Raw genomic sequence first — 22831 nt, forward strand, 5'->3', positions numbered from 1 at the left:
TGGTTTTTTTAGTTTCATAATATAAAACGAAACTTCATTCAGTGGGCGTTTTTGCTTTTCTCCCGCTGAATTAACCTAAGTGATTCAGGGAGTTAGCGTCCGTTATCTCCCGTCTAAATAAATTTATTTTCGTTCTTTATTTTGAGGCGGGAGTTTTACGGACGATTCTCCGTGATAATCAATAATTATCTGATGCTGTATACATTTTTAGAGCTTTCTTTACAGTAATTTATTACCTGCAGATTGCCATAATTGATACCATTCTTCTCTCGTAAGCGTAATATCCGCTGCTTTTACCATTTCCGACAAACGTTTTGGAGTCATTGTTCCAATAATTGTTTGTATATTCGCAGGGTGACGCAATATCCATGCTATTGCTATCGTCTCACGGGCCACACCATATTTTTCTCCAAGCCTGTCCAGTTCTTTATTTAATTCCGGATAAGCATCCCGATCCATAATAAACCCGCCGAAGAAACCGTAACGGAGCGGGGACCAGGCCTGAATTGTCATATTATTTATCTGGCTATAATCAATCACTCCGCCATCTAAATCCTTTGCCTGATCAAAGGCCGTATTTGCATATAATCCCTGATCAATCATACCGGAATTTGTAACACTTAACTGTAACTGATTAGCCACGAGATCCTGCTCCACATATTTTTTTAATAACTCGATTTGACGCGGCCGGAAGTTACTTACCCCAAAATGCCGGACTTTCCCGCTTTTTTCTAACTCTGAAAATGCTTCTGCCACTTCTTCCGGCTCCATCAGCGCGTCCGGACGGTGAATCAGAAATACATCTAAGTAATCTGTCTTCAAACGCTTTAAGCTTTCTTCAACAGATGAAATCAAATATTCCTTGGAAGAATCATAAAATCCGTTACGGATGCCTGCTTTCGACTGAATTATCATTTTTTCGCGAATAGCGGGGCTCATATTAATCGCATCCGCAAATACCGACTCAGACTTTCCTTTTCCGTAGATATCTGCATGGTCAAAAAAATCGATTCCATGATCCAATGCATTATGAATCACTTTATTCGCTTGCTCTTTCGTACTTTGCTGCATCACCATACATCCCAAAGAAATGACTGGAACAGATAATTCGCTGTTTCCCAATTGTATACGCTTCATAATAATTCCCTCCCTGCTTTCTATTTTATCACAAGCTTCGACATTCCCGATAATAATCCGAGCTTGTTTTACTTTTTTCTTTATGGGAAATCAAGAACGTCAATGAACCTTTAAAACATCGGTGTTCTTGCCAAAGAGATGTCCGCTACGACGGGTTTCGATGGGACGAGTAATCGCAAAAGCTCTTCGATGGGACGAGTAATCGCAGTCCCAGTCCCAGTGTGAAGACCCCGTAGAAAAAAAGCGAACTTCTTTTTTCTACCCGCAGGGCATAAGTGCGACTTTGCTTCTGTCTGCGCCTGACGGCTTGCCAATCAGCAAGTCTTCTTTAAAGGAGATGAGCTCGGGGCCCATGGAAAGCGTAGTGTTTTTCCACAACGGTCGCATTAACCTGACAACGTTGAAGATTACTCCCTCAATGAAACCCATTGGAGCGAATATATTCAGCATTTTTTTATATACTTTCCTATTCTACAAGAAAAACCTGTGGTGAGAAGGAGTTTCTCACCACAGGTTTTTCTATTCAGAACATTAGAGCGGGTAATTTTTCAAGCTGAAAGTCAGGTTATTTTTTCCGATTCGCAATGCTGCCCTCAGCCATTTGAATCATTCGTTTAACCATCTCACCGCCGACCGCACCGTTTTCACGAGCAGTCGTGTCAGCTCCTAAATTCACATGCATTTCATCAGCGATTTCCTCTTTCATCTGATTCACTGCACGTTCTGCTTGCGGTACTAACAACGCATTTCTTCGTTTGTCAGCCACCAGAGACCCTCCTCTTTTATTCAAAAGCAAGTATCATACTTGCTTGCTCCTATCTTGTGCAGAACGTTATAAACTATACAAGAAGTTTTAGCATAAGTGCTGGAAATTGTACATATGTATATCAAGGTGATTAAAAAAAGCTGAAAGCATTTTTAAGGAGGAACTACTTGATGTTAAAAGCAGATTACAGTATGGATATTAACCTGCCTCAATCAGACGTATGGCGTTATTTAGAAGATTGGTCTAATTGGGCGAAGCAGGTGCCCGGTTATCAAACACATAAGAACATATCCCCGACAGACTCGATTTGGGAGCTTCACGGAAAAGCAGGCTCCATTACTAAGGATGTAAAGCTCTATGTCAAAATCATAGAAATAACATCTCCGTCTACCGTTCAATTTCGGGTTCGTGATTCAGAAGACCGTTGTTTAGGAAGCGGCTGTTTTGAGCTTTCCCAGCTTTCTTCCCGTTCCTCCACACTGACCTGTCTATTAGAGCTTGAATTAAAAGGTTTAACAGGAAAAATAAGCGCACCATTGATTGGCTCCCTCCTTCCCGGCTTGTTGGAAAAGTTTGTCCAGCGAATTGCAAAGCCTCTGACAGAAGCGGATTCTGTTGCTTTACCACTTTAAAGCTATGCTGTTTACTCTTATTCTCAACAGTGATACATTTATATAGGTCTAATTATCATTGTCGGGAAAGGAACATAGCACATGGTTAACGCAAAACAATCGCATGCATGGAAGCAATATGCCTATATTATTATTGGAGCAACCATTGTCGGACTATCCTATAATATTTTCTTCCTGCCAGCACGATTAGCTGCTGGAGGTCTGTCCGGAATCAGCACGATATTATTTGAATTATATACGATTAATCCAGCACTCAGCCAATTTATCATTAATATCCCTATTTTTATTATTGGATGGATTACTTTAGGGAAGGATTTCAGCCTAAAAACATTGATTGGAACGTTTTGGGTTCCATTTGTCATTTTTTTATCAGGAGATATTCCGATTACAGTGACCAATCCATTTCTGAGCGCACTTTACGGCGGACTTATTCTTGGTGCGGGATTAGGGATTGTATATAAAGGAAATGGTTCTACCGGGGGTACAGCAGCTATTGCCCAAATTGTGAAGAAATTCACTGGTATTTCCAGCGGCTACTCGCAATTTATCGTAGATGGACTCGTTGTGATTACTTCGATTTTTGTATTCAGCTTCGAACTGACACTGTTTGCATTAATGGCAATTTATATCAGCGGTAAAGCAATAGATATTGTCCAATTACGAACATCCGCAACGAAGCTGGTAATGATTATCACGGATGAGGAAGAAAAAGTACAGCAGCTTATTCAGAACGGTATTGACCGGGGTCTTACGAAAATCCGTTCTGTCGGCGGTTATACGAAATTGGATAAAACCATGATACTGGTGGTGGCACAGCAGGCGGAAGCAGTTAAGCTGAAGAAATTATTACAGGAAGAAACACCTGACGCTTTCACTATTTTTATCAGTGCATCCGAAATTCTCGGGAGAGGCTTCTCACTCGATAAATACGATGGACAAAAATTTTAAAACAGGAATGGAAAGAGCCAGAATATCCGGATATTCTGGCTCTTTTGCTATCTATATGGTTTTTTCTATGCCGGCAGCATATTCATTATATTTTGATAAGCAAAACCTCTGACCTGCTCCTCTGAATAATGTTTTTGCAGTTCATTCAGCAAATACGTATAGCCCGAGGCGTCCGGAATATGATCAATATAACAGCTGATGCCGTCAAAGTCTGATCCAAAACCAATATTCTTCTCTCCGCCAAGAGCACAGACATGATCAATATGCTCCAAAAGGTCAGCAACCGTTGCTGTTTCTGCCCCTTTTTTCAAGAAGACCGGATAGAGCGCAAAATGAATAGGCGCTTTTTTTTCAATCAATGCTTTCAACTGGTCATCGTATAGGTTTCTTGGATGCTCACAAATTGCCCGGGCGTTTGAATGCGAAGCAATTGGATAATCAGCCAGCTCCATCACATCCCAAAATGCTCGAACAGAAAGATGAGATACATCTGTCAAAACATTATTCGCATTATTTAACTGGACTACTTTCTTGCCTAATCTGGTAAGTCCGGCTCCCCGGGGTTCTTCAGCGCCATCAGCACATAGATTTGCCGGATTCCATGTCAATCCAACAGATTTAACTCCCATTTGGTAAAGCGTCTTTAGTTTTTCAAGATCATTGTCAATTGCTTCGGCTCCTTCTAACGTCAATACGGCACCAATCTCATCGGAAGCAAGCGAATGAATATCCTTCCAGTTTTGAATAAACCGTACCTTCTCATTCTTTCCCACAATTTCTTCATGAAAAATGGCTGCCTGCTCTTGCGCATACTTCCATTGATCTGTTGTCGCCACATTTTCCGGATCAACAAAAATCGCAAAGAACTGGACCGCAACATTTCCCGCTTCTAACAGCTTCAGATTCGTTTCTATCTCCGGCGCATCTCGAAAATCAAGCTTTCTTTGCTCCAAGCGTGCTGTCTGTAATTTAAGCAGTGCGTCACAATGCGTATCGATTACCTTCATGCTGTCTCCCTCACTTAAAAGAATTATTATATTCTTTCTGTCTTAACTCCACACGCCGAATTTTACCAGAGGATGTTTTCGGCAATTCAGAAACAAATTCAATTTTTCGCGGATACTTATATGGTGCGATTTCATGCTTTACATAGCTCTGCAGGGCTGCAACTACTTCGCTATTTCCAATAATATTATCTTGTAAAATAACAAATGCCTTTACAACATTGCCTCTTACCGGGTCTGGGCTGGCAACGACAGCACATTCTTTCACATCCGGATGTTTTACGAGCGTATCCTCCACTTCAAAAGGTCCAATCGTATAGCCGGAGCTGATAATAATATCATCGCTTCTTCCTTCAAACCAGAAATAACCGTCCTCATCCATGCTTGCCTGGTCTCCGGTAACATAATAATCTCCGCGCTGTGTTCTTTTCGTTTTTTCCTCGTCTTTATAATACCCTTTAAACAAAGCAGCTGTATCAAGCGGAATGGCAATATCTCCAACCTCACCAGTTTTCACCAGCTTCCCGTCTTCATCAATAATAACGACATCATTTCCCGGAGTTGGTTTCCCCATTGAACCCGGGCGTACTTCCATCCCTTTTAAGAATCCGAGCAGCAAGGTACTTTCTGTCTGCCCGTAACCATCTCTGACTGTCACATCAAAATGATGTCTGAACTTATCAATCACTTCACGGTTTAAAGGTTCTCCGGCAGAAACTGTGCTATGCAGTGCATTCAAATTGTAATCATCTAAATTAGAAAGCTTCGCCATTAAACGGTACTCTGTCGGCGTACAGCAAAGCACATTAACCTGATGCTTTTCCAGCAGCTCCAAATATTTTGCTGCATCGAATCTTCCTGAATAGACAAACGCTGTTGCTCCCATCCCCATAATGGATAAAAATGGACTCCATACCCATTTCTGCCATCCGGGTGCAGCAGTTGCCCAAACCGTATCGCCATCTTGAATACTGAGCCAATAACGAGGAGCAGAGGACATATGTGCAAATCCCCAGCCATGAGAATGAATAACTGCCTTTGGATTCCCTGTTGTTCCGGATGTATAAGATAAAATGGCAATATCGTCTCTTGATGTTTCTACCGTTTCTAACTGATCAGAAGCTGCTGCTTTTTCTTTATCAATTGATACCCAGTCTTCTATCTCTTTTCCCACACTGAATTTAGCAAGCTGCTCATACTCTACAACTCTTTTAAACTCTTCCACACATGCTTCTGTCGCAACAACTGCATCAATTTCGCCATGTGAGATACGAAATTGCAAATCCTTGGTCCGCAGCATCTCAGAGCTTGGTATAATAATCATTCCTGTTTTTAAGGCTGCAATATATAGTTCATACGCTTCAATACAGCGCGGCAGCATAATCATTATTTTATCTCCGCGTTTTAAACCGTGATTTAACAGGATATTCCCTGCCTTATTTGCATTCTTTATCAGATTCGTATACGTGATTTCTTTTATATCTCCATTTTCTTCTTCTAAAATAACCGCTTTTCTTCCTTCATCTGCAGCATATTTTTCAAATTCAGAAGTAATATTATATAATGCAGGTGCAATCAAATCTGATTTTTTCATCTTATTCCTCCTCAAATTAGTACCTCGTACTATACGTTAGTCATTATATCAAGAAATAAGAACAAGTTCAAAAGGATTTAAATTTTCTGATAGGATTAAAGGTATAAAATTCTTCCTTCTCTCTTTTAGACAGCTAAAATTATATCCCTCTGTAAATAATGGTGTATGATAATAATTAAAAGGGAATAGTAACAGGAGGGAGTGTTGCTGATGTCAGCATTTAATGAGAAAGATTTCGATAAAGCTTATAATGAGGAAACGAAAAAAATAAATAAACAGCTCGATAAAGATATTATTTTCGCCATGATTGGGGACATCAATACGGGAAAATCATCTACCATTAACCAGCTTATTGGTGATGATGTCGCCAAAGTCGGTGCACGTCCTGGAGAAACGATTGGTATTGATAAATATGTATACCGGGACAAAATTATTTTCGCAGATACGCCCGGGCTTGATGATATCAACCACACTAATTCGGAAGAAACCTTTCGCTTTTACCGCGAAGCAGATGTCATTTTATTTTTCCTAAACGCAGCTGGAACAGTTTTTTCAGAAGGGGAAAGAAAGTCATTTGAAACCATCAGAAAAGAAAATAAGCAGATTGTTTTTATTTTAAATAAAATTGATGCAGCAGATGATATCCCGGCTCTCGTTCAATATGTGAAGGAGCATACGTCAAAACGTTATCCGGTTATCCCGATTTCCTCCCGGACCGGAGAGAATATTGATAAATTACGGAATGAGATATTAGAAATCCTGAAAAAAAAAGAAAAGGAAATTCAATTCGCAAGACTTATTAAAGAAAAGTCGCAGACGGCGAACAAATGGATTTTAGGCGCTTCGGCCTCAGCAACTGCTGTCGGAGCAACACCGCTTCCTGGATCAGATTTTATTCCATTGACAGGAATCCAAGTCGGGTTAATGATTAGACTGGCAACCTTATATGAAAAACCATTATCCAAAAAGAAAGCAAAGGAGCTGACAATTGCCACGATTACTGGTAATATCGGCAAAACTATCTTTCGTCAGGTCTCCAAATTTGTTCCTGGTGCAGGCTCTGTCATCGGCGGAAGTGTTGCAGGCGGGATGACACTTGCGATGGGGTATTCGGTGAAATATGCTTATGAAAATAATATTGAATTGAATGCAGAGACGCTGAAGTCTCTTTACAGTTATTTTTATAAAAGAGGGAAACAAGAGGAGTAGGAAGAAAAGGACTAAAAAATAGAATAAAGAAAAGGAAAAGAACGATTGCTTCTAATCTGCGAAGCAATCGTTCTTTTCCTCTATTATGGCGATATACTTACCCCTCAAACTCGCTCTTTAAAATAGAATATATCTTAATATCCTCTTGTTTCCCTTTTCTCCGCATCGACTTTCTCAATGTTCCTTCATAGATCATCCCTGTTTTTTCCATTAATTTATAGGAAGCTTCATTTTTCGGATGGCATCTTGCATGAATCCGTTCCAGCTTCACTTCTTCAAAACCAAAACGAACGATTTCCTGAACAGCTTCTGTTCCAATTCCCTTTCGCCAATATTTTCTAGAAAGCGCATAGGCGAGCTCGGCAGAATAATGCTTTTGATTCCAAGATAAGTCAATGGTGCCGATAACACGATTGTTTTCCTTCCAGACAATGACCCACGTTGCTCCCATATGACGTTTGTTACTAGCTAATATGAACTCTATAAAGCCTTCCGTATCCGCAAGCGTCTGATGCGCTCTCCAGGTCAGATATGTTGTTAGATTTAGGTCAGAAGCATAATCAAAAATATCCTGCAAATCTGTTTTTTCTACATTCCTTAAAATGAGGCGGTCCGTTTTCAATACTGGAAATGGACTAAACGGATTATTATTCACTTCCTCTCCTCCCTCTTCACGTAAAAAATTATTACAATTATATCCAAAAACAATCGTGTTTCCAAGTACTTTCTATATTACGAAATAGGAGACAAAACTAAAATGGATAACAAAAGAGACTCTTTCCTGTGTAGGTGCGAAAATAAAAGGCTGGCCAACTATCTAACCAGCCTTCACCCTATTCAAATCCGCTGCTTATGCATATCCTTCCCATCATACGTATACAGTGTTTCTTTTCCTTCAATAATTGTTTCTAAATGCACGGCTCTTCCCCATAATTGATAGACATATGGTAAAACATGCTCCAAATATTTAATATCCAGCTCAATACCTTCAAAACCATGCCGCAGATAGAGCTCTCCATTACGAAGATAGTCGCCATTTTCTACAGTAATATATGGAAAACCGCCGTTTACACGCTGAGAAACAAGCTGATCGCGTACTTCTACATAATCCTTTTCTGTAATCCGATAATCTCTTCCTTTTTTCTCAAAAAGATACATATCCTCTTTTGCGACCAATTCCTTCGTTAAATAGTTGCGGATAAAGGAAATATCAGACTCCATTTCCCTTACTTCAAAAATTTTATCTCTTCCTTTATTCGGTTCACATCCATTTCTTATCATTTCTTCCGTTGGATTATTATAACGCTCTTCAATATCCTCAAAGATTTTTATTCCTAAATAATATGGATTAATGGATGTCCGGGACGGCTGCACCACGCCGGCATTCAATTTTGCATATTCTAACGTTTCCGAGGAGGTTAAATCTAATTCCCGCATTATGCGCTGATGCCAATAGGATGCCCAGCCTTCATTCATTACCTTCGTTTCTAACTGCGGCCAGAAATAAAGCATTTCCTCGCGCATCATCGTTAATACGTCACGCTGCCAGTCTTCCAGTTCTCTGCTGTATTCTTCAATAAATAATAATAAGTCCTTTTCTGGAAAGGGGGGAATTTTCTTTTGTCTTTTTACCTTTTTCGTCTGCGAGCTTTTGCCACGCTGATCTAAACTCCACAGATCATCGTACTCACCGCGTTTTTTGTGAGTGTCCTCCTCTATCATATCATCCGCTGCTTTGGGTGGCAGTTTAAACCGGACAATTGAAGGATCAATATGCTCCTGAATCGATAAAATTGCATCTAAAAAGCTCTCCACCTCTTCTTTTCCATGCACCATTTCATAATGGGCGATACGCTCTGCTGTTGCTGTCATACTTTCCACCATATCCTTGCGCGTATTTGCAAAGCGGATATTATTCTTAAAGAAATCACAATGCGCCAGAACATGGGCAATAATCAGCTTATTTTGAATCAGGCTGTTCGTATTTAACAAAAAGGCATAACAAGGATCCGAATTGATTACCAACTCATAAATTTGGCTCAGGCCTAAATCATATTGCAGCTTCATCTTATGGAATTGCTTACCAAAGCTCCAATGGGTAAAACGTGTCGGCATCCCATAAGCGCCAAATGTATAAATAATATCCGCCGGGCAAACCTCATAGCGCATCGGATAAAAATCCAGACCAAACCCTTTGGCTACCTCCGTAATTTCTTCGATAGCTTTTGTTAACTCCTTTGTTTCGCTCAAGTAGATTCCTCCCTTTATTCAGCTACTATTATAGTCTATGTCCTCTGAATAAAATCTTGCCATTCCTATAAAACAGCTCAAAGATTAGTATATTTCTTTGAGCTGTTCGTTTTATTTTCTATATGCGTGCTGCTGTCTTTTGAAAAAAGCTTTTCATCGCATGATAGACATCCGCTTTTTCTTTTAATACATAGTGCTTAAACTTCGGATGGTCAATCGTTTTATAAGCATTCATCAACGTAGAATAGCGGTTATAGCCATTGACTTCTCCGTAACCAAACATATTCGATTTCTCCATCAGCTGATGGACTAACTCAATGCATGTCTTGTTATCCGAGCTAATATTCTCTCCGTCTGAAAAATGAAAAGGATAAATATTATAGCGGGACGGGGGATATTTTTCTTCAATGACCTCCAGCGCTTTATAATACGCAGATGAACAAATCGTTCCGCCGCTCTCTCCTTTAGAGAAAAAAGCCTCTTCTGTCACCACTTTCGCCTCTGTATGGTGAGCAATAAATTCAAATTCAACACTTTCATATTTTGTTTTCAAAAAACGGTTCATCCAGAAAAAGAAGCTGCGGGCTATATACTTCTCAAATGCGCCCATCGAAGCACTTGTATCCATCATCGCCAGGACAACCGCTTTGGAATCGTGCCGGATGACTTCATTCCAGGTCTTAAAACGCAGATCATCGTTATAAATTGGCGTGATTTGTGCCTTTCCATCCCGCGCATTCCGCTTTAATGCGGTTAATATCGTTCGTTTCTTATCTACATTTCCCATTAACCCTTTTTTACGCACATCATTAAATTCGACTTTTTCCGTAATAATCTCTGATTTTTCTTTTTCCTGCAGATTAGGAAGCTCTAATTCTCGGAATAATGCGTCTTCTATCTCTGCAATGGATACTTCCGATTCATAATAATCCTGTCCCGGCTTATCCCCGGCTTTCTTGCCATTGCCGGCTCCCGCCTGCTGCCCGTCTCCAGGCGCGCGTGCGACGACATCTCCAACCTCTGAATCTCCATTTCCTTGCCCTACATGCTTTGATTTTTCATAGTTATATCTGATTTTATATTCATCCAGCGAACGAATCGGGATTTTCACTACATCCTTGCCATTGGACATAATGATATTTTCTTCACTGACCAGGTCAGGCAGGTTTTTCTTGATGGCATCTTTTATTTTCTCATTATGGCGCTGCTGATCCTGATAACCCTTTCGATGGAGAGACCAGTTTTCTTGGGAGACGACGAAATTATGCTCTTGCTCATTGGACACTCGAATCCTCTCCTTATATTTGAATTGTTTCCAATCATCAGTTTATGGTACAAACAGTTTTAGAAACATGCTTTATCTATTGTATGCAAGAGGGGATAAGTTATTGCAGACGGATTAAAAGAATTTGAGGTTTTTAGAAAAGCTTATTTCCTTTTATCAGGTAAGTTAAAAAGTGGCATCCATGTTCATCTGGATACCACTTTTCATTTTTCTAAGATGAAATAAATATAAACACTGCTTTATCGATTCAGTAAACTTCCTACATAACGCAGCAGTTCATTCGCAGACACCGAATTATACCCATGCTCATCAATCAGACGGGCAATCACTTCATTAATCTTTTTCAGCTGCGATTCATTCGGTGTTTTCGATGAGGTTGTAATTTTCACAACGTCTTTCAAATCAGCAAATAATTTCTTTTGAATCGCTTCACGCAAACGCTCATGCGATTGATAATCAAATCGCTTTCCTTTACGCGCATAAGCAGATAAACGGATTAAGATTTCTTCCCGGAAGCCTTTTTTTGCATTTTCCGAGATGCCAATCTGCTCCTCAATCGAACGCATCAGCTTTTCATCTGGATTCATTTCTTCTCCAGTGAGCGGATCACGTAATTTATTCTGGTTACAATACGCCTCAACATTATCCAGATAGTTATCCATTAAGGTCTTCGCTGATTCTTCATACGAATAAACGAATGCTTTCTGTACTTCTTTTTTCGCAATCTCATCATATTCTTTCCGGGCAATCGAAATATAGTTTAAATATTTATCCAGATCATCCTTGGAAATAGACGGATGCTGGTTTAATCCCTCCTTCAGCGAACGTAATACATCCAGTGCGTTGATAGAAGGGATTTCTTTACGGATAATCGTGGAGGAAATACGGTTGATGACATAGCGCGGATCGATCCCAGCCATTCCCTCATCCGTATACTCATTTGAAAGTTCCTCTATATCAATCTGATTATATCCTTCCACACTTTCCCCGTCATAGAGCCGCATCTTCTTCACAACATCGATTCCCTGTTTTTTCGATTCTTTCAATCGGGTCAAAATGGAGAATATCGCCGCAGCCCGTAAAGCATGGGGAGCTACATGAACATCCGCAATATCACTTTCCTGAATCATTTTCTTATAGATTCGTTCTTCTTCACTGACCTTTAAATTATATGGAATCGGCATCACAATCATTCTGGAATGAAGTGCCTCATTCTTTTTATTGGAAATAAATGATTTATATTCTGATTCGTTCGTATGCGCTATAATCAGCTCATCTGCGGATATCAAAGCAAATCTCCCGGCTTTAAAATTTCCTTCCTGCGTCAGTGAAAGCAAGTGCCACAAGAATTTTTCATCACTTTTTAAAATCTCCTGAAACTCCATCATTCCGCGGTTGGCTTTATTTAACTCTCCATCGAACCGGTAAGCACGCGGATCAGATTCAGATCCAAACTCAGCAATCGTGGAAAAATCAATGCTGCCGGTTAAATCGGCAATATCCTGTGATTTCGGATCAGACGGGCTGAATGTCCCGATTCCTACCCTTTTATCCTCTGAGAAAAAGATTCGCTGTACCTTAACATCTTCAATCCTGCCGCCGTATTCCTTTTCTAAACGCATGGTATTCAATGGAGATAGGCTGCCTTCCACTCGTATACCATATTCTTCATGGAAATCTTCCCGCAAATGCTGTGGGATTAAGTGAAGAGGATCTTCATGCATTGGACAGTTTTTAATGGCATATACAGCCCCTTCATCGGTACGTGAATACTGCTCCAAGCCACGCTTCAGCAAACTGACAATAGTCGATTTTCCACCGCTGACCGGTCCCATTAACAGCAAAATTCGTTTTCTGACGTCCAGCCTTCTTGCTGCCGGATGAAAATACTCTTCTACTAAGCTTTCAATTGCTGATTCCAGACCAAAAATAGCTGATCCAAAAAACTCATACATTTTATGGTTATCTCTCTCCGTGACCCCTGCACTCTTGATCATATTATACACCCGGGAATGTGCAGTCTGTGCGATTGTCGGGTTTTCTTTCACCAGCTCTAAGTATTCCGCAAACGTGCCTTCCCATACCAGCTGTTTTTCTGCTTCTCTATCGTTTTTTACTTTATTTAAAATATCCATCGCAGGCTCCCTCCATCTTACAACGATTTCTATATCCTATGCAGTGGAAGTGTAAAACATGCTCTATGGAAATATTTTAGAAAAACATTCAGAGTTCATTTTTAAACGGATGTTTAAAAGTCCAATAACAAAACACGGCGGGGTGCCGTGTTTTTACTCAAGAACATTTTCATTATATGTATCAAAGTCATACCTTTCCCCTTGAATTATCGTATACCGGGTACTCCCCCGCTCCACTGTCCAGACTACTACCTCCCGTTCATCTGTCTGTGCGGTAACCACTGATAAATCCGGATTATCAGCTAATCCGGTCGATTCGATGTAATCGTCCTGCAGCTCTTTCTCGCGGATAAGCGTAATATTCATCATATTGACCCCGTACATGGTCCGGGCATCTTCTGCTAATTCATTCGTTAATTCATCAATTGGATGCTCTTCTAAATACTCCTCTGAAAAGTAGGAAGCTACATTTTCTTCTTCCTCCATAATCGCAGCTTGATACATATCATTGACTACCCGGGCACTATTCGGACTTAAACAGCCTGCCAGGAACAAAGGAATACATATCATCATTAGTAATACCAGGCGTTTCATATGAATTAACTCCTTATTTTTGTCTCTAACAAAATTTTTTATAATTAAAACATTATAACAAGTTACTTTTTTTGATGGGACTTCTAATCGCAGCAACGGTTTTAATAGACCGAGTAATCGCAGGTCTCCATGTTATCAGGTTAATATAATGAATTAAAAATTAGTATGGGTGGTGATAACACTATCTAGCGAAGGAAAAACACGGAGACTCCTGGTCGGCTAAGAACGGTCACGTCCTGTGACCAACGACCGACACTAGGACGTCCTGTCCGTCGTGGGAAAGCGCAGTGGGAAGACCCCGCAGGGAAAAAGGGCTCTTCTTTTTACCGAGGAGGCTGAGCTCAAGCCCACGGAAAGCGGAGTGTTTTTCCGCAGCGACTGCTAGAAAGTAAAATATTGATTTCAACTCACTCACCTTGATTGTAAGCGATTCACATATATTTGTGAAGAATAATCTTAAGCGATAATTTTAATTATTATAATAGTCAACAGTTGAATCTATACAGCAGTTCCATCATAATAGAAAGCGTATAATGAAGGTGAAATGAGGGATAAAATGGTACCAGATAAAAGTATTCTGTTTTTTGATATTGATGGGACATTATTGACAGAAGAGGAAAGAATCCTGCCTGAATCAACGAAGAAAGCCATTTTCAAGCTGAAGGAACTTGGTCATGAGGTTGCCATCGCAACAGGCCGGGCCAAATTCTTATTTGATGATTTACGAGACGAATTAGGTATTGACACTTACATAAGCTATAACGGGCAATATGTGGTGTGCCGCGGGGAAGTTGTCTATGCGAACACAATCAATCCAGAGACGTTAGAGGAATTAACCGCATTTGCTTTAAAAAATAACCATCCTGTTGTCTATATGAATGATAAAAAAATGACAACTAATGTGCCGAATGACCATCCATATATAGAAGAAAGCATTGCAACATTAAAGGTAGATGCTTATCCAGAACAGGAAGAGCATAATACGGCCCGGCAGAGTGACATTTATCAGAGCCTCCTTTTCAACACAGAAGGCGAAGAAAAGATTTATCAGGATACATTCACAAACTTAGATTTTGTCCGGTGGCATCCAAAATCGCTAGATGTCCTTCCAAAAGGCGGATCAAAAGCATTAGGTATTAAAAAACTGCTTGAGTATCTCGATTTTCCGTCAGAAAGACAATACGCCTTCGGAGACGGTTTAAATGATATAGAAATGCTGCAGCTCGTTCCTAACAGTGTCGCCATGGGAAATGCCCTGCCGGAAGTAAAGGAAGCAGCTGCATTTGTTACGAAGGATGTAAGTGATGATGGCATTTCATACGCATTACAGCACCATGGACTGCTTCCGAAAGACTAAGATTCAGCCAAACATCATCATTCCCTTTACAACGGAGTAAAGAGCCTATCCCCCCCGGGACGGCTCTTTTTTATCTGTTATCAGGCAAGACAATGTTAACACAGATAAATCTTTAAATATTAAGATTTTTTATTTTTTTTGATTCGCCCTCCAGCCATTTAGCTCGGGAAATCAGTCCCCACAACCCCAACACTGCCAATATAATAAACATAACGAGATTCATCCAGCCCATATGCCTTCCCCTCTCTCATGTCTGTCTTATTCTAATAATATTATATAACGCTAAACAATCAAACAAATTTTTTAAAAGATAATATGAACTCAGAAAACCTCCATTCTTCTCCTCTGGTCATATTTACCACTTCCAGCGAATATCCTTTTATTACTGTGAAAAAAATTCATTTAAAAGGAGGATAAGACATGACAGACCACAAGAATCGGGAGCCGGAAGAAAATAAAAAAATCAGACAGCTGGAGAAATTTTATAGAGATAATGAAGGGAAACCAATGACGACGGATGAAGCGGTTAAAATTTCGGATGATGAAAATACGCTAAGCGCCGGAGACCGCGGACCGCAGCTATTAGAGGATTTTATATATCGGGAAAAACTCTCCCACTTTGATAGAGAACGAATCCCAGAACGAAATGTTCACGCACGCGGATATGGAGCGCATGGCGTGTTTGAATGCTATGCATCACAATCTGATTTAACAGAGGCACATTTCTTACAAGATGCGGGCAGAAAAACACCTGTGTTTGTCCGTTTTTCACAGGTTGCCGGTTCCAGAGGTGCTAATGAAACACTCCGGGATGTGCGCGGCTTTGCCACCAAATTTTATACGGAGGAAGGAAACTTTGATTTAGTCGGCAATAATATCCCAATCTTTTTTATTCAGGATGGCATTAAATTTCCCGATTTGATTCATGCGCTAAAACCAGAACCAAATAATGAAATCCCTCAAGGCCAGACAGCACATGATACATTTTGGGATTTTATCGGAAGTAATGAAGAATCTGCCGCCATGATGATGTGGATTATGTCTGACCGCACCATCCCCCGCAGTTTTCGAACCATGCAGGGCTTTGGTGTGCATACATTCCGACTCGTAAATAAAGAAGGTGTATCGCATTTTTGTAAATTTCATTGGCAGCCAGTTCTAGGCGTTCATTCTCTGATTTGGGATGAAGCACAGAAAATCGGCGGTGCTGATCCGGATTTTCACCGGCGGGACTTATGGGAGAATATCGAGAAAGGTAATTTCCCCGAATACGAGCTTGGCATTCAAGTGATTCGAGAGGATCAGGAGTTTGATTTTGACTTCGATATTCTAGATTCTACCAAGCTGTGGCCGGAGGAGCTTATTCCCCTGAAGAAAATCGGGAAAATGACTTTAAACAAAAATGTCGAGAATGTATTTGCAGAGACAGAACAGGTTGCGCTTCATCCGGGAAATATTGTTCGCGGAATTGACTTTACAAATGATCCGCTGCTGCAAGGCAGACTGTTCTCCTATGCAGATACACAATTTTACCGTGTGGGCACTAATTTCAAACAAATTCCAATCAATCGCCCTATTCGCACAGCACATAATAACCATCGTGATGGTGCAGCACGTTATGTGATTGATAAAGGACAGGTTGCCTACCATCAAAATTATCTGGCGAATAATACACCTTATCCTGTGCCGGGTGATAAAGGCGGATTTGTCACCTACCCTTCTCTGGTCGAAGGAAAAAAGGTACGTCAGACAGCACCCAGTTTTGAGGATCATTTTTCTCAAGGACGACTTTTTTGGAACAGCATGAGTGATGTGGAAAAAAGCCATATCCTGCAGGCATTCAGTTTCGAGCTTGGAAAAGTGAAGAATCCGGAAGTACGGAAGCGCGCGGTTCGTCTGATTGCCCATATCAGCAGACCGCTGGCTGTTTCGGTTGCCGAGGAGGTTGGCGTGCCAGCTCCGCCGGAAGCTATTCCAGAATCCGATGTGACCGCTTCCTCGCCGGCTTTAAGTATGCAAAATACAGTGTTTCGTACGGATACCTTAAAGGTCGGGGTGATTATTGATGAACAATATGACAGTAATGCTTTAAAAAACGCGATGGCGTCGTGGGAAAAAGCAGGATTAGAGCCTGTTTTTGTAAGCAGAAGGCTCGGAACATTGGAAGGAACAAACGGGGATAGCCTTTCCGTTGATGAAACATTTTTAACCGGATCGCCGCTTCTGTATGATGGTTTATTTGTTATAGGCGGCCCATACGCTACCAGGGATTTTCATTTTATGACAAATCAATTTATTGTGGATCAGTTTAACCATTATAAGCCTATTGGCGGTATTGACGAAGGAGCAAAGTGGATAGAAGAAATTCATCTTCAAAATCGCCCCGGCGTCTTGACAAGCAGAGCCCCGACTGACGGCTTCTATAAAGCCTTTGTCAATGCAATGGCGAAACAGCGTTTTTGGGATCGATAAGAAAAAATGCGCCGCGCAGAATGTTTTTCAGCGCAGCGCATTTTTTACAGTTCTCTCTGACGGAAGCCCGAGAGTTATTTATCATATTCGTCTGGATTGGAACCAGAACGGCTATTTTCATTCAACGCATCGATCTGTTTCATTTCCTCATCCGTTAATTCAAAATCAAAAATATCCGCATTGGAAATGATGCGTTCCGGGGTAATTGATTTTGGAATGGTAACAACTTGATGCTGGACATCCCATCTTAAGATGATCTGCGCCGCATTCTTCCCGTATTTCTCTCCAATCGTAACAAGCGCTGGATGATTTAGCAGCTCTCCCCGTTTCAGCGGAGACCAGGCTTCCAGCTGGATGCCATGTCTTTCACAAAAAGCGCGCAAGCCTTCCTGCGTTAGATGCGGATGAAATTCCACTTGATCAACTGCCGGAACAACTTCTGCTTCTGCTAAAAGCCGCTCTAAATGCTGGATATGAAAATTACTCACACCAATGGCACGAACGCGTCCATCATGATAAAGCTTTTCCATTGCCTTCCACGTATCTATAAACGTTTCTTTTACAGGCCAATGAATCAGATATAAATCCAAATAATCGGTATCTAATTTTTCAAGACTTCTTTCAAATGCTTCTAATGTAGACGCATAGCCCTGCTCATCATTCCAGACTTTTGATGTCAGAAAAATATCCTTTCTCAGTATACCAGACTCCTTGATACCCTGCCCGACACTGGCTTCATTCTGGTAAAAAGAAGCGGTATCAATACTGCGATAACCATGCTCCAGCGCAGTTTTCACTGCGGCCACTGCTGTCTGTCCTTCTTCTACTTTATAGACTCCCAGTCCAAACGCAGGCATATCTACGCCATTATTTAATGTGACTGTACCCTGAAGGTGATTACTCATATCAGACATCCATCCTTTCTTATCTTTTCTATCATCTTATAACAATCAATCACGTAAAAGAAAGAAAAAGGAACTAGCAGATAATGCCGCCACTCTAAAATGGGCGGCATTGTCTGCTAGTTCGTTACATGATACATATACACACCATCTGTCAACTCGCGCGTACACTCCCCAGCCAGACGCAAATATTCTAAATGGGCGACCGTTTCACCTACTGCAAACCGCGTATCGTGAACAGCCAGCTTTTTCGGAAACAGCTTTTCCATTGTTTCATAAACCGTTAAGCCGGTTTTCAGCATTTCCTTTAGGCTGTTCAATCTTTCTTTATGATGGGTCTCTATTTCCTGAATTCGCTTGGATGCATTTTGGAACGGGTCGCCATGGGATGGAATAACCCATTCGACGTCCAGTTTCTTAATTTTCTCCAAGGAATTCAAATAATTTTCTAATGGGTTTGGGTCCCCGTGAAACCAATAGGAAATATTCGGAGTAATCCTCGGAAGAACATGATCCGTTGACAGCAGCACATTCTTTTCCTGATTATAAAAGGTGACTAAACCGTCTGAATGACCTGGTGTATGTATAATCTCATAGACATATTTCCCAAATTGAATCGTTTCCCCTTCCTTTAAAATGTTTTCCACCTTTGGATAAGGGGTTACTAATGGTGCAAATGCAGCAGTATTCTGCGTCAAAGCCCTGCTTTTCTCCTCGGGAATGCCCGCCCGATAATAATTCTCCCATAACTTTTCTAAAAAGGGCTGCTCCCAGGCCTGCAGCGCCGCCTGTAAATCAATTTCAGACATCCAAACGCGCGCATTGGTTCGTTCCTGCAGTTTCCCTGCATAACCAAAATGGTCTGGATGGTAATGAGAAACAATAATGTCCGTAATTTGTTTCCCTTCTATTTCCTTTTCCCATATTTTCTCCGTAGTTGTATTATGCAGACCTGTATCTAAAATCTTATAGCCGTCCGCTTCCTCAGCAATAAAACAATGGACATGATTTAAGCGGAACGGCAATGCTAAAGTAATCCGCTTTATCCCTAATTTATCTAACATCGGCGTCACTTCTTTCTAAACAATCCGCTTTTATTTTCCTTTAAAACTCGGTTTTCTTTTGTCAAAAAATGATTGAATCCCTTCTTTATTATCCTCTGTCTGCAGCAATAAGGTCTGGATAGCCGTTTCCTGCAGATCATTTGTACCGCTGCTCCATTCATCTGCATAGTTGACCATATGCTTTACAAATTTATTAGCAAGCGGCGGCCCGTTAACAATAAAGCCGGCATAATCAATGGCTGCTTCTACAACCTCGTCCTCTGTTACGCGATTAACAATGCCGCGCCGATATGCTTCTTCTGCTGAAACAGGTCTTCCTGAAGAAATCCATTCCTTCGCTACGGCACTTGGCAGGTTATCTGTCAGTTTTTTTACTAAGCCTAAATCCGGTATAATGCCTACATCGGTAAAACTGCATAGAAAGGCTGCATCCTTTTTAGCTACGACAAAATCTGCTGCAACGGCAATACTGAAGCCTGCTCCTGCGGCAAAGCCATGGACTGCGCTGATAACATATTTATCAAGATCCCGTATCGTCTGAATAATCTCTAATGCCTGCTTCATATATTCCATTATTTTCGCGCTGTTATCCAATGTATGAAGCACTTCCAAATCGCCGCCGGCTGAAAATATTTTTCCCTCTCCGCTGATGATGACAGCTTTGATATCCGAATCTTTTTCTGCGTCCGTCAGCGCTTCCACCAAGCCTCTCGCCATTACAATCGACAGGGCATTGCGTTTCTCCGGCCGGTTCATCTTTATCAAAGCAATCGCATCTTTCTTTTCGTATTTCACTGCATCTGTCATTGCCTTCTCTCCCTTTTTAAATCAAGTCAGCTGGTGTTGTTTTTTTGCTTGTGTATATGCTGTTTTTAATTCATCTACAGCTCCCTGCAGCGTCTGTATTTTCGTTGTTCCGCCAACTCCCTGGCCAGCGCCCCAAATATCCTTCCACGCTTTAGCTGAGGAGTCCGACAGCTTTTTAAAATCAAGCCCGGCCTTTTCCGGTAAATTCTTTGGATCCAATCCAGCTTTGACAATACTGGGGATCAAGTAATTAGCAGGTATCCCGCTAAACGCAGGCGTATAGATAATATCCGCAGCCGCAGATTGAATAATCGATTCCTGGTAATCCGCACTTGCTCCGCTTTCCGCTGTCGCAATAAAATGGGTGCCAATATAGGCAAAATCAGCTCCTAGAAGCTCTGCGGCCAATATTTGCTCTCCTTTTGTAATGGTGCCCGCTAAAGCAACGGGGCCATTAAAAAAGCTGCGTACTTCCTCGATAAATGCAAAAGGATTTAGCGTTCCAGCATGCCCGCCAGCCCCGCTTGCTACTAAGATCAGCCCGTCACTGCCCTTTTCCAATGCCTTTTCAGCAAATTTCACATCCACCACATCGGATAAAACAAGACCTCCATAGCTATGAACAATCTTTACAACCGGAGATGGATCTCCTAACGATGTAATAACGATTGGCGGCTGATGCTTCTCGATCAGCTCCAAATCCTCGTAAAATCGTTTGTTGGAGGAGTGACTGATGAAGTTGACGCCCCAGGGTGCCATCGCTGCCTCTGGATTTGCTGCTTCTTTTTCCTGTAATCTCTCATTGATTTCAGCCATCCAGCTGTCTAAAACATCCTTCGTGCGGGCATTCAGAGCCGGAAATGTTCCAATGATTCCTGCTTCACATGCCCCGACAACCATGTTTGGGTTAGAAATTAAAAACATCGGAGCCATGATAACCGGCAGCTCCATTTTTTTCTTTATATCAGTCAATTGCATTTAACCAGCTCCTTTTCCATTAGAAAACACGGAAGCGCCGCTCCGCGCTTCCTGTTGAAAAAATTTGATATTATGAAGATGAATCAGATAAGGAAAGCATTTCTTCCACTTGATCCCGCAATGCCCGTTTCAAGAATTTCCCTACCGATGTTTTTGGGATTTCTTCCATAAATAGAACGCGGTCAGGAATCCAGTACTTTGCAAATTGTGGTGTTAAAAATTCTTTCACTTCTTCTTCCGTTAATGTTTTCTTCTCTTTTAATACCACGCATGCTACCGGACGCTCCTGCCACTTTGGATCCGGAACAGCAATCACCGAGGCTTCAAATACCGCTTCATGCGCCATTAATGCATTTTCGATATCGACCGAGGAAATCCACTCCCCGCCGCTTTTGATCATATCCTTGGTACGGTCCACGATTTTCACGGAGCCCTCTTCATCGATATTGACCACATCGCCTGTGTGAAGCCAGCCGTCCCGGAAGGATTCCTCACTGCGGTCATTTTTATAATATGCATCGGCAATCCACGGCCCTCTGACAAGCAATTCGCCTATTGTGTTTCCATCATGCGGGATATCGCCATGTTCATTGATTCCTCTAATTTCAATTCCCGGCACGACCATGCCTTGACGGGAGCGTAATTCCAGACGCTCCTCTTCATCCAGCTCCTGCTGATAGCTTTTTAAACGGGCCAGTGTCACAATCGGAGAGGTTTCTGTCATTCCATATGCATGAACAAAAGGAATATGATAGGTTGATTCAAATGTGCGGATCATCCCTTTTGGAGCAGCTGAGCCGCCGCAAAGAATACAGCGCAGACTGCTTGTATCGTAATCTCCCTGCTCCAGTGCCTGCAGAAAGCCCATCCAAATCGTCGGTACACCGGCTGCCATCGTCACTTTATAATCCTCAACCAGTTCTGCTAAAATCTGCGGTGTCGGCATCGGTCCCGGCAGCACCTGGGTTGTTCCAAACCATAATGCAGCAAATGGCATCCCCCACGCATTTACATGAAACATTGGAACAATAGGCATCGCAATATCTTCCTCTGATAAGCCTACGGTGTCCTTTAATCCCAGAGCCAGGCTATGTAAATAAATCCCGCGGTGAGAATAAGCAACACCCTTTGGCCTGCCCGTTGTTCCAGAGGTATAACATAAACCGGCAATTGTATTTTCATCAATAGCATCATCAAGCTCTGTGTCCGGGTCTGCTTCTTCAAGCAATGATTCATAGGATGCCATATTTGTTAGGCTTGTTTCAGGCAGCTCCTCCTTATCCGTCATCACAATAATTTTTTCTATATCCGTAATTTGGTCTTTCACGCGCTCGATCAATGGAAATAAATCCTCATCCACCAATAAGACTTTATCCTCTGCATGATTGATAATATAGGCTAAATCGTCTGGTGAAACACGGATATTGATTGTATGCAGTACGGCTCCCATCGTCGGAATCGCAAAGTAAGCCTCCAGATGACGGTGATGGTTCCAGGCTATTGTGCCGACTCTGTCCCCTTTTCCCACGCCTAAGCTTTTTAAAGCACCTGCCAGCCGGTGAATCCGTTCGGTTATTTTACTGTACGGAATGGTATGAACTCCGCTCAGCGTACGCGAAATAACTGTTTTATCAGCAAAGTATTTCTCCGCATGCTTCACCATAGTCGTTAAATTTAATTGGGTTTGCATCATTTTA

General features: G+C 41.5%; 19 protein-coding genes. 5 read left to right on the top strand and 14 right to left on the bottom strand.

From position 1 onward, the window contains the following. Nucleotides 1-219 precede the first annotated feature (219 nt). Both ACZSMY_RS12265 and ACZSMY_RS12270 read right to left on the bottom strand, forming a co-directional pair. Nucleotides 220-1137: an aldo/keto reductase gene (locus ACZSMY_RS12265; protein ID WP_042530011.1), complete on the bottom strand. Its 918-nt coding sequence runs from the start codon at nt 1135-1137 to the stop codon at nt 220-222. Nucleotides 1138-1702: 565 nt separating this feature from the next. Next, nucleotides 1703-1903, bottom strand: coding sequence for an alpha/beta-type small acid-soluble spore protein (locus ACZSMY_RS12270; protein WP_042530005.1), 201 nt, complete (start codon nt 1901-1903; stop codon nt 1703-1705). 170 nt (nt 1904-2073) lie between these two features. On the opposite strand from ACZSMY_RS12270, the gene ACZSMY_RS12275 reads away from it, so the two are divergent. Then, complete coding sequence (locus ACZSMY_RS12275) at nt 2074-2535, top strand: SRPBCC family protein (RefSeq protein ID WP_212928352.1); 462 nt, start codon at nt 2074-2076, stop codon at nt 2533-2535. 81 nt (nt 2536-2616) lie between these two features. After that, nucleotides 2617-3483 carry a YitT family protein gene (locus tag ACZSMY_RS12280; RefSeq protein WP_193065277.1) on the top strand — a complete coding sequence of 289 codons (867 nt, stop codon included), beginning with the start codon at nt 2617-2619 and terminating at the stop codon, nt 3481-3483. Between the two features lie 65 nt (nt 3484-3548). Here ACZSMY_RS12280 and ACZSMY_RS12285 read toward each other — a convergent pair whose 3' ends face one another. Further along, entirely contained in the window at nt 3549-4490 is a 942-nt protein-coding gene (locus ACZSMY_RS12285) for a dipeptidase (protein WP_465147825.1), read from the bottom strand. A 10-nt stretch (nt 4491-4500) separates the two neighbouring features. Further along, on the bottom strand, nt 4501-6081 hold the full coding sequence (gene mbcS / locus ACZSMY_RS12290; protein WP_455725954.1) for an acyl-CoA synthetase MbcS: 1581 nt from the start codon (nt 6079-6081) through the stop codon (nt 4501-4503). Nucleotides 6082-6291: 210 nt separating this feature from the next. On the opposite strand from mbcS, the gene ACZSMY_RS12295 reads away from it, so the two are divergent. Then, a complete protein-coding gene (locus ACZSMY_RS12295) occupies nt 6292-7290 on the top strand; it encodes a YcjF family protein (protein ID WP_465147826.1) in 999 nt (332 codons plus the stop codon). A gap of 97 nt (nt 7291-7387) precedes the next feature. Here the strand turns inward: ACZSMY_RS12295 and ACZSMY_RS12300 are convergent, their stop codons facing one another. The 5 genes from ACZSMY_RS12300 to ACZSMY_RS12320 form a co-directional block, all read right to left on the bottom strand. Next, nucleotides 7388-7945, bottom strand: coding sequence for a GNAT family N-acetyltransferase (locus ACZSMY_RS12300; RefSeq protein WP_042529993.1), 558 nt, complete (start codon nt 7943-7945; stop codon nt 7388-7390). Between the two features lie 182 nt (nt 7946-8127). Continuing rightward, a complete protein-coding gene (locus ACZSMY_RS12305) occupies nt 8128-9540 on the bottom strand; it encodes a SpoVR family protein (RefSeq protein ID WP_226895206.1) in 1413 nt (470 codons plus the stop codon). Nucleotides 9541-9658: 118 nt separating this feature from the next. Next, nucleotides 9659-10825, bottom strand: a complete 1167-nt coding sequence (gene yhbH / locus ACZSMY_RS12310; protein WP_139089015.1) for a sporulation protein YhbH — start codon at nt 10823-10825, stop codon at nt 9659-9661. A gap of 239 nt (nt 10826-11064) precedes the next feature. Beyond that, nucleotides 11065-12960: a PrkA family serine protein kinase gene (locus tag ACZSMY_RS12315; RefSeq protein ID WP_256705028.1), complete on the bottom strand. Its 1896-nt coding sequence runs from the start codon at nt 12958-12960 to the stop codon at nt 11065-11067. Nucleotides 12961-13113: 153 nt separating this feature from the next. Continuing rightward, nucleotides 13114-13554 carry a hypothetical protein gene (locus ACZSMY_RS12320; protein ID WP_042529985.1) on the bottom strand — a complete coding sequence of 147 codons (441 nt, stop codon included), beginning with the start codon at nt 13552-13554 and terminating at the stop codon, nt 13114-13116. Between the two features lie 556 nt (nt 13555-14110). Between ACZSMY_RS12320 and ACZSMY_RS12325 the strand changes: the two genes are divergently transcribed. Next, nucleotides 14111-14911, top strand: a complete 801-nt coding sequence (locus tag ACZSMY_RS12325) for a Cof-type HAD-IIB family hydrolase (protein ID WP_465147827.1) — start codon at nt 14111-14113, stop codon at nt 14909-14911. Nucleotides 14912-15331: 420 nt separating this feature from the next. Then, nucleotides 15332-17383 carry a catalase gene (locus tag ACZSMY_RS12330; protein WP_455725957.1) on the top strand — a complete coding sequence of 684 codons (2052 nt, stop codon included), beginning with the start codon at nt 15332-15334 and terminating at the stop codon, nt 17381-17383. Nucleotides 17384-17457: 74 nt separating this feature from the next. Here ACZSMY_RS12330 and ACZSMY_RS12335 read toward each other — a convergent pair whose 3' ends face one another. The 5 genes from ACZSMY_RS12335 to ACZSMY_RS12355 all read right to left on the bottom strand — a co-directional run bounded on the left by ACZSMY_RS12335 (nt 17458) and on the right by ACZSMY_RS12355 (nt 22827). Further along, on the bottom strand, nt 17458-18288 hold the full coding sequence (locus ACZSMY_RS12335) for an aldo/keto reductase (RefSeq protein WP_042529979.1): 831 nt from the start codon (nt 18286-18288) through the stop codon (nt 17458-17460). Nucleotides 18289-18404: 116 nt separating this feature from the next. After that, nucleotides 18405-19349, bottom strand: coding sequence for an MBL fold metallo-hydrolase (locus ACZSMY_RS12340; RefSeq protein WP_193065284.1), 945 nt, complete (start codon nt 19347-19349; stop codon nt 18405-18407). A 30-nt stretch (nt 19350-19379) separates the two neighbouring features. After that, entirely contained in the window at nt 19380-20156 is a 777-nt protein-coding gene (locus ACZSMY_RS12345) for an enoyl-CoA hydratase/isomerase family protein (RefSeq protein WP_042529975.1), read from the bottom strand. Nucleotides 20157-20177: 21 nt separating this feature from the next. Further along, the gene (locus tag ACZSMY_RS12350) at nt 20178-21134 is read right to left on the bottom strand and encodes an NAD(P)H-dependent flavin oxidoreductase (RefSeq protein WP_368900917.1); all 957 of its coding nucleotides are present in this window, start codon (nt 21132-21134) and stop codon (nt 20178-20180) included. A gap of 70 nt (nt 21135-21204) precedes the next feature. Continuing rightward, entirely contained in the window at nt 21205-22827 is a 1623-nt protein-coding gene (locus tag ACZSMY_RS12355; protein WP_341173236.1) for a long-chain fatty acid--CoA ligase, read from the bottom strand. Between the last annotated feature and the right edge of the window lie 4 nt (nt 22828-22831).

The sequence above is a fragment of the Oceanobacillus sp. B139/18 genome (genome assembly GCF_055524595.1).

What these genes read in the sequence shown, in the direction of transcription:
- ACZSMY_RS12265 (WP_042530011.1), bottom strand. Translation starts at nt 1,137, where the DNA reads ATGAAGCGTATACAATTGGGAAACAGCGAATTATCTGTTCCAGTCATT.
- ACZSMY_RS12275 (WP_212928352.1), top strand. Translation starts at nt 2,074, where the DNA reads ATGTTAAAAGCAGATTACAGTATGGATATTAACCTGCCTCAATCAGAC.
- ACZSMY_RS12280 (WP_193065277.1), top strand. Translation starts at nt 2,617, where the DNA reads ATGGTTAACGCAAAACAATCGCATGCATGGAAGCAATATGCCTATATT.
- ACZSMY_RS12285 (WP_465147825.1), bottom strand. Translation starts at nt 4,490, where the DNA reads ATGAAGGTAATCGATACGCATTGTGACGCACTGCTTAAATTACAGACA.
- mbcS (WP_455725954.1), bottom strand. Translation starts at nt 6,081, where the DNA reads ATGAAAAAATCAGATTTGATTGCACCTGCATTATATAATATTACTTCT.
- ACZSMY_RS12295 (WP_465147826.1), top strand. Translation starts at nt 6,292, where the DNA reads ATGTCAGCATTTAATGAGAAAGATTTCGATAAAGCTTATAATGAGGAA.
- ACZSMY_RS12315 (WP_256705028.1), bottom strand. Translation starts at nt 12,960, where the DNA reads ATGGATATTTTAAATAAAGTAAAAAACGATAGAGAAGCAGAAAAACAG.
- ACZSMY_RS12320 (WP_042529985.1), bottom strand. Translation starts at nt 13,554, where the DNA reads ATGAAACGCCTGGTATTACTAATGATGATATGTATTCCTTTGTTCCTG.
- ACZSMY_RS12325 (WP_465147827.1), top strand. Translation starts at nt 14,111, where the DNA reads ATGGTACCAGATAAAAGTATTCTGTTTTTTGATATTGATGGGACATTA.
- ACZSMY_RS12330 (WP_455725957.1), top strand. Translation starts at nt 15,332, where the DNA reads ATGACAGACCACAAGAATCGGGAGCCGGAAGAAAATAAAAAAATCAGA.
- ACZSMY_RS12335 (WP_042529979.1), bottom strand. Translation starts at nt 18,288, where the DNA reads ATGAGTAATCACCTTCAGGGTACAGTCACATTAAATAATGGCGTAGAT.
- ACZSMY_RS12340 (WP_193065284.1), bottom strand. Translation starts at nt 19,349, where the DNA reads ATGTTAGATAAATTAGGGATAAAGCGGATTACTTTAGCATTGCCGTTC.
- ACZSMY_RS12345 (WP_042529975.1), bottom strand. Translation starts at nt 20,156, where the DNA reads ATGACAGATGCAGTGAAATACGAAAAGAAAGATGCGATTGCTTTGATA.
- ACZSMY_RS12350 (WP_368900917.1), bottom strand. Translation starts at nt 21,134, where the DNA reads ATGCAATTGACTGATATAAAGAAAAAAATGGAGCTGCCGGTTATCATG.
- ACZSMY_RS12355 (WP_341173236.1), bottom strand. Translation starts at nt 22,827, where the DNA reads ATGATGCAAACCCAATTAAATTTAACGACTATGGTGAAGCATGCGGAG.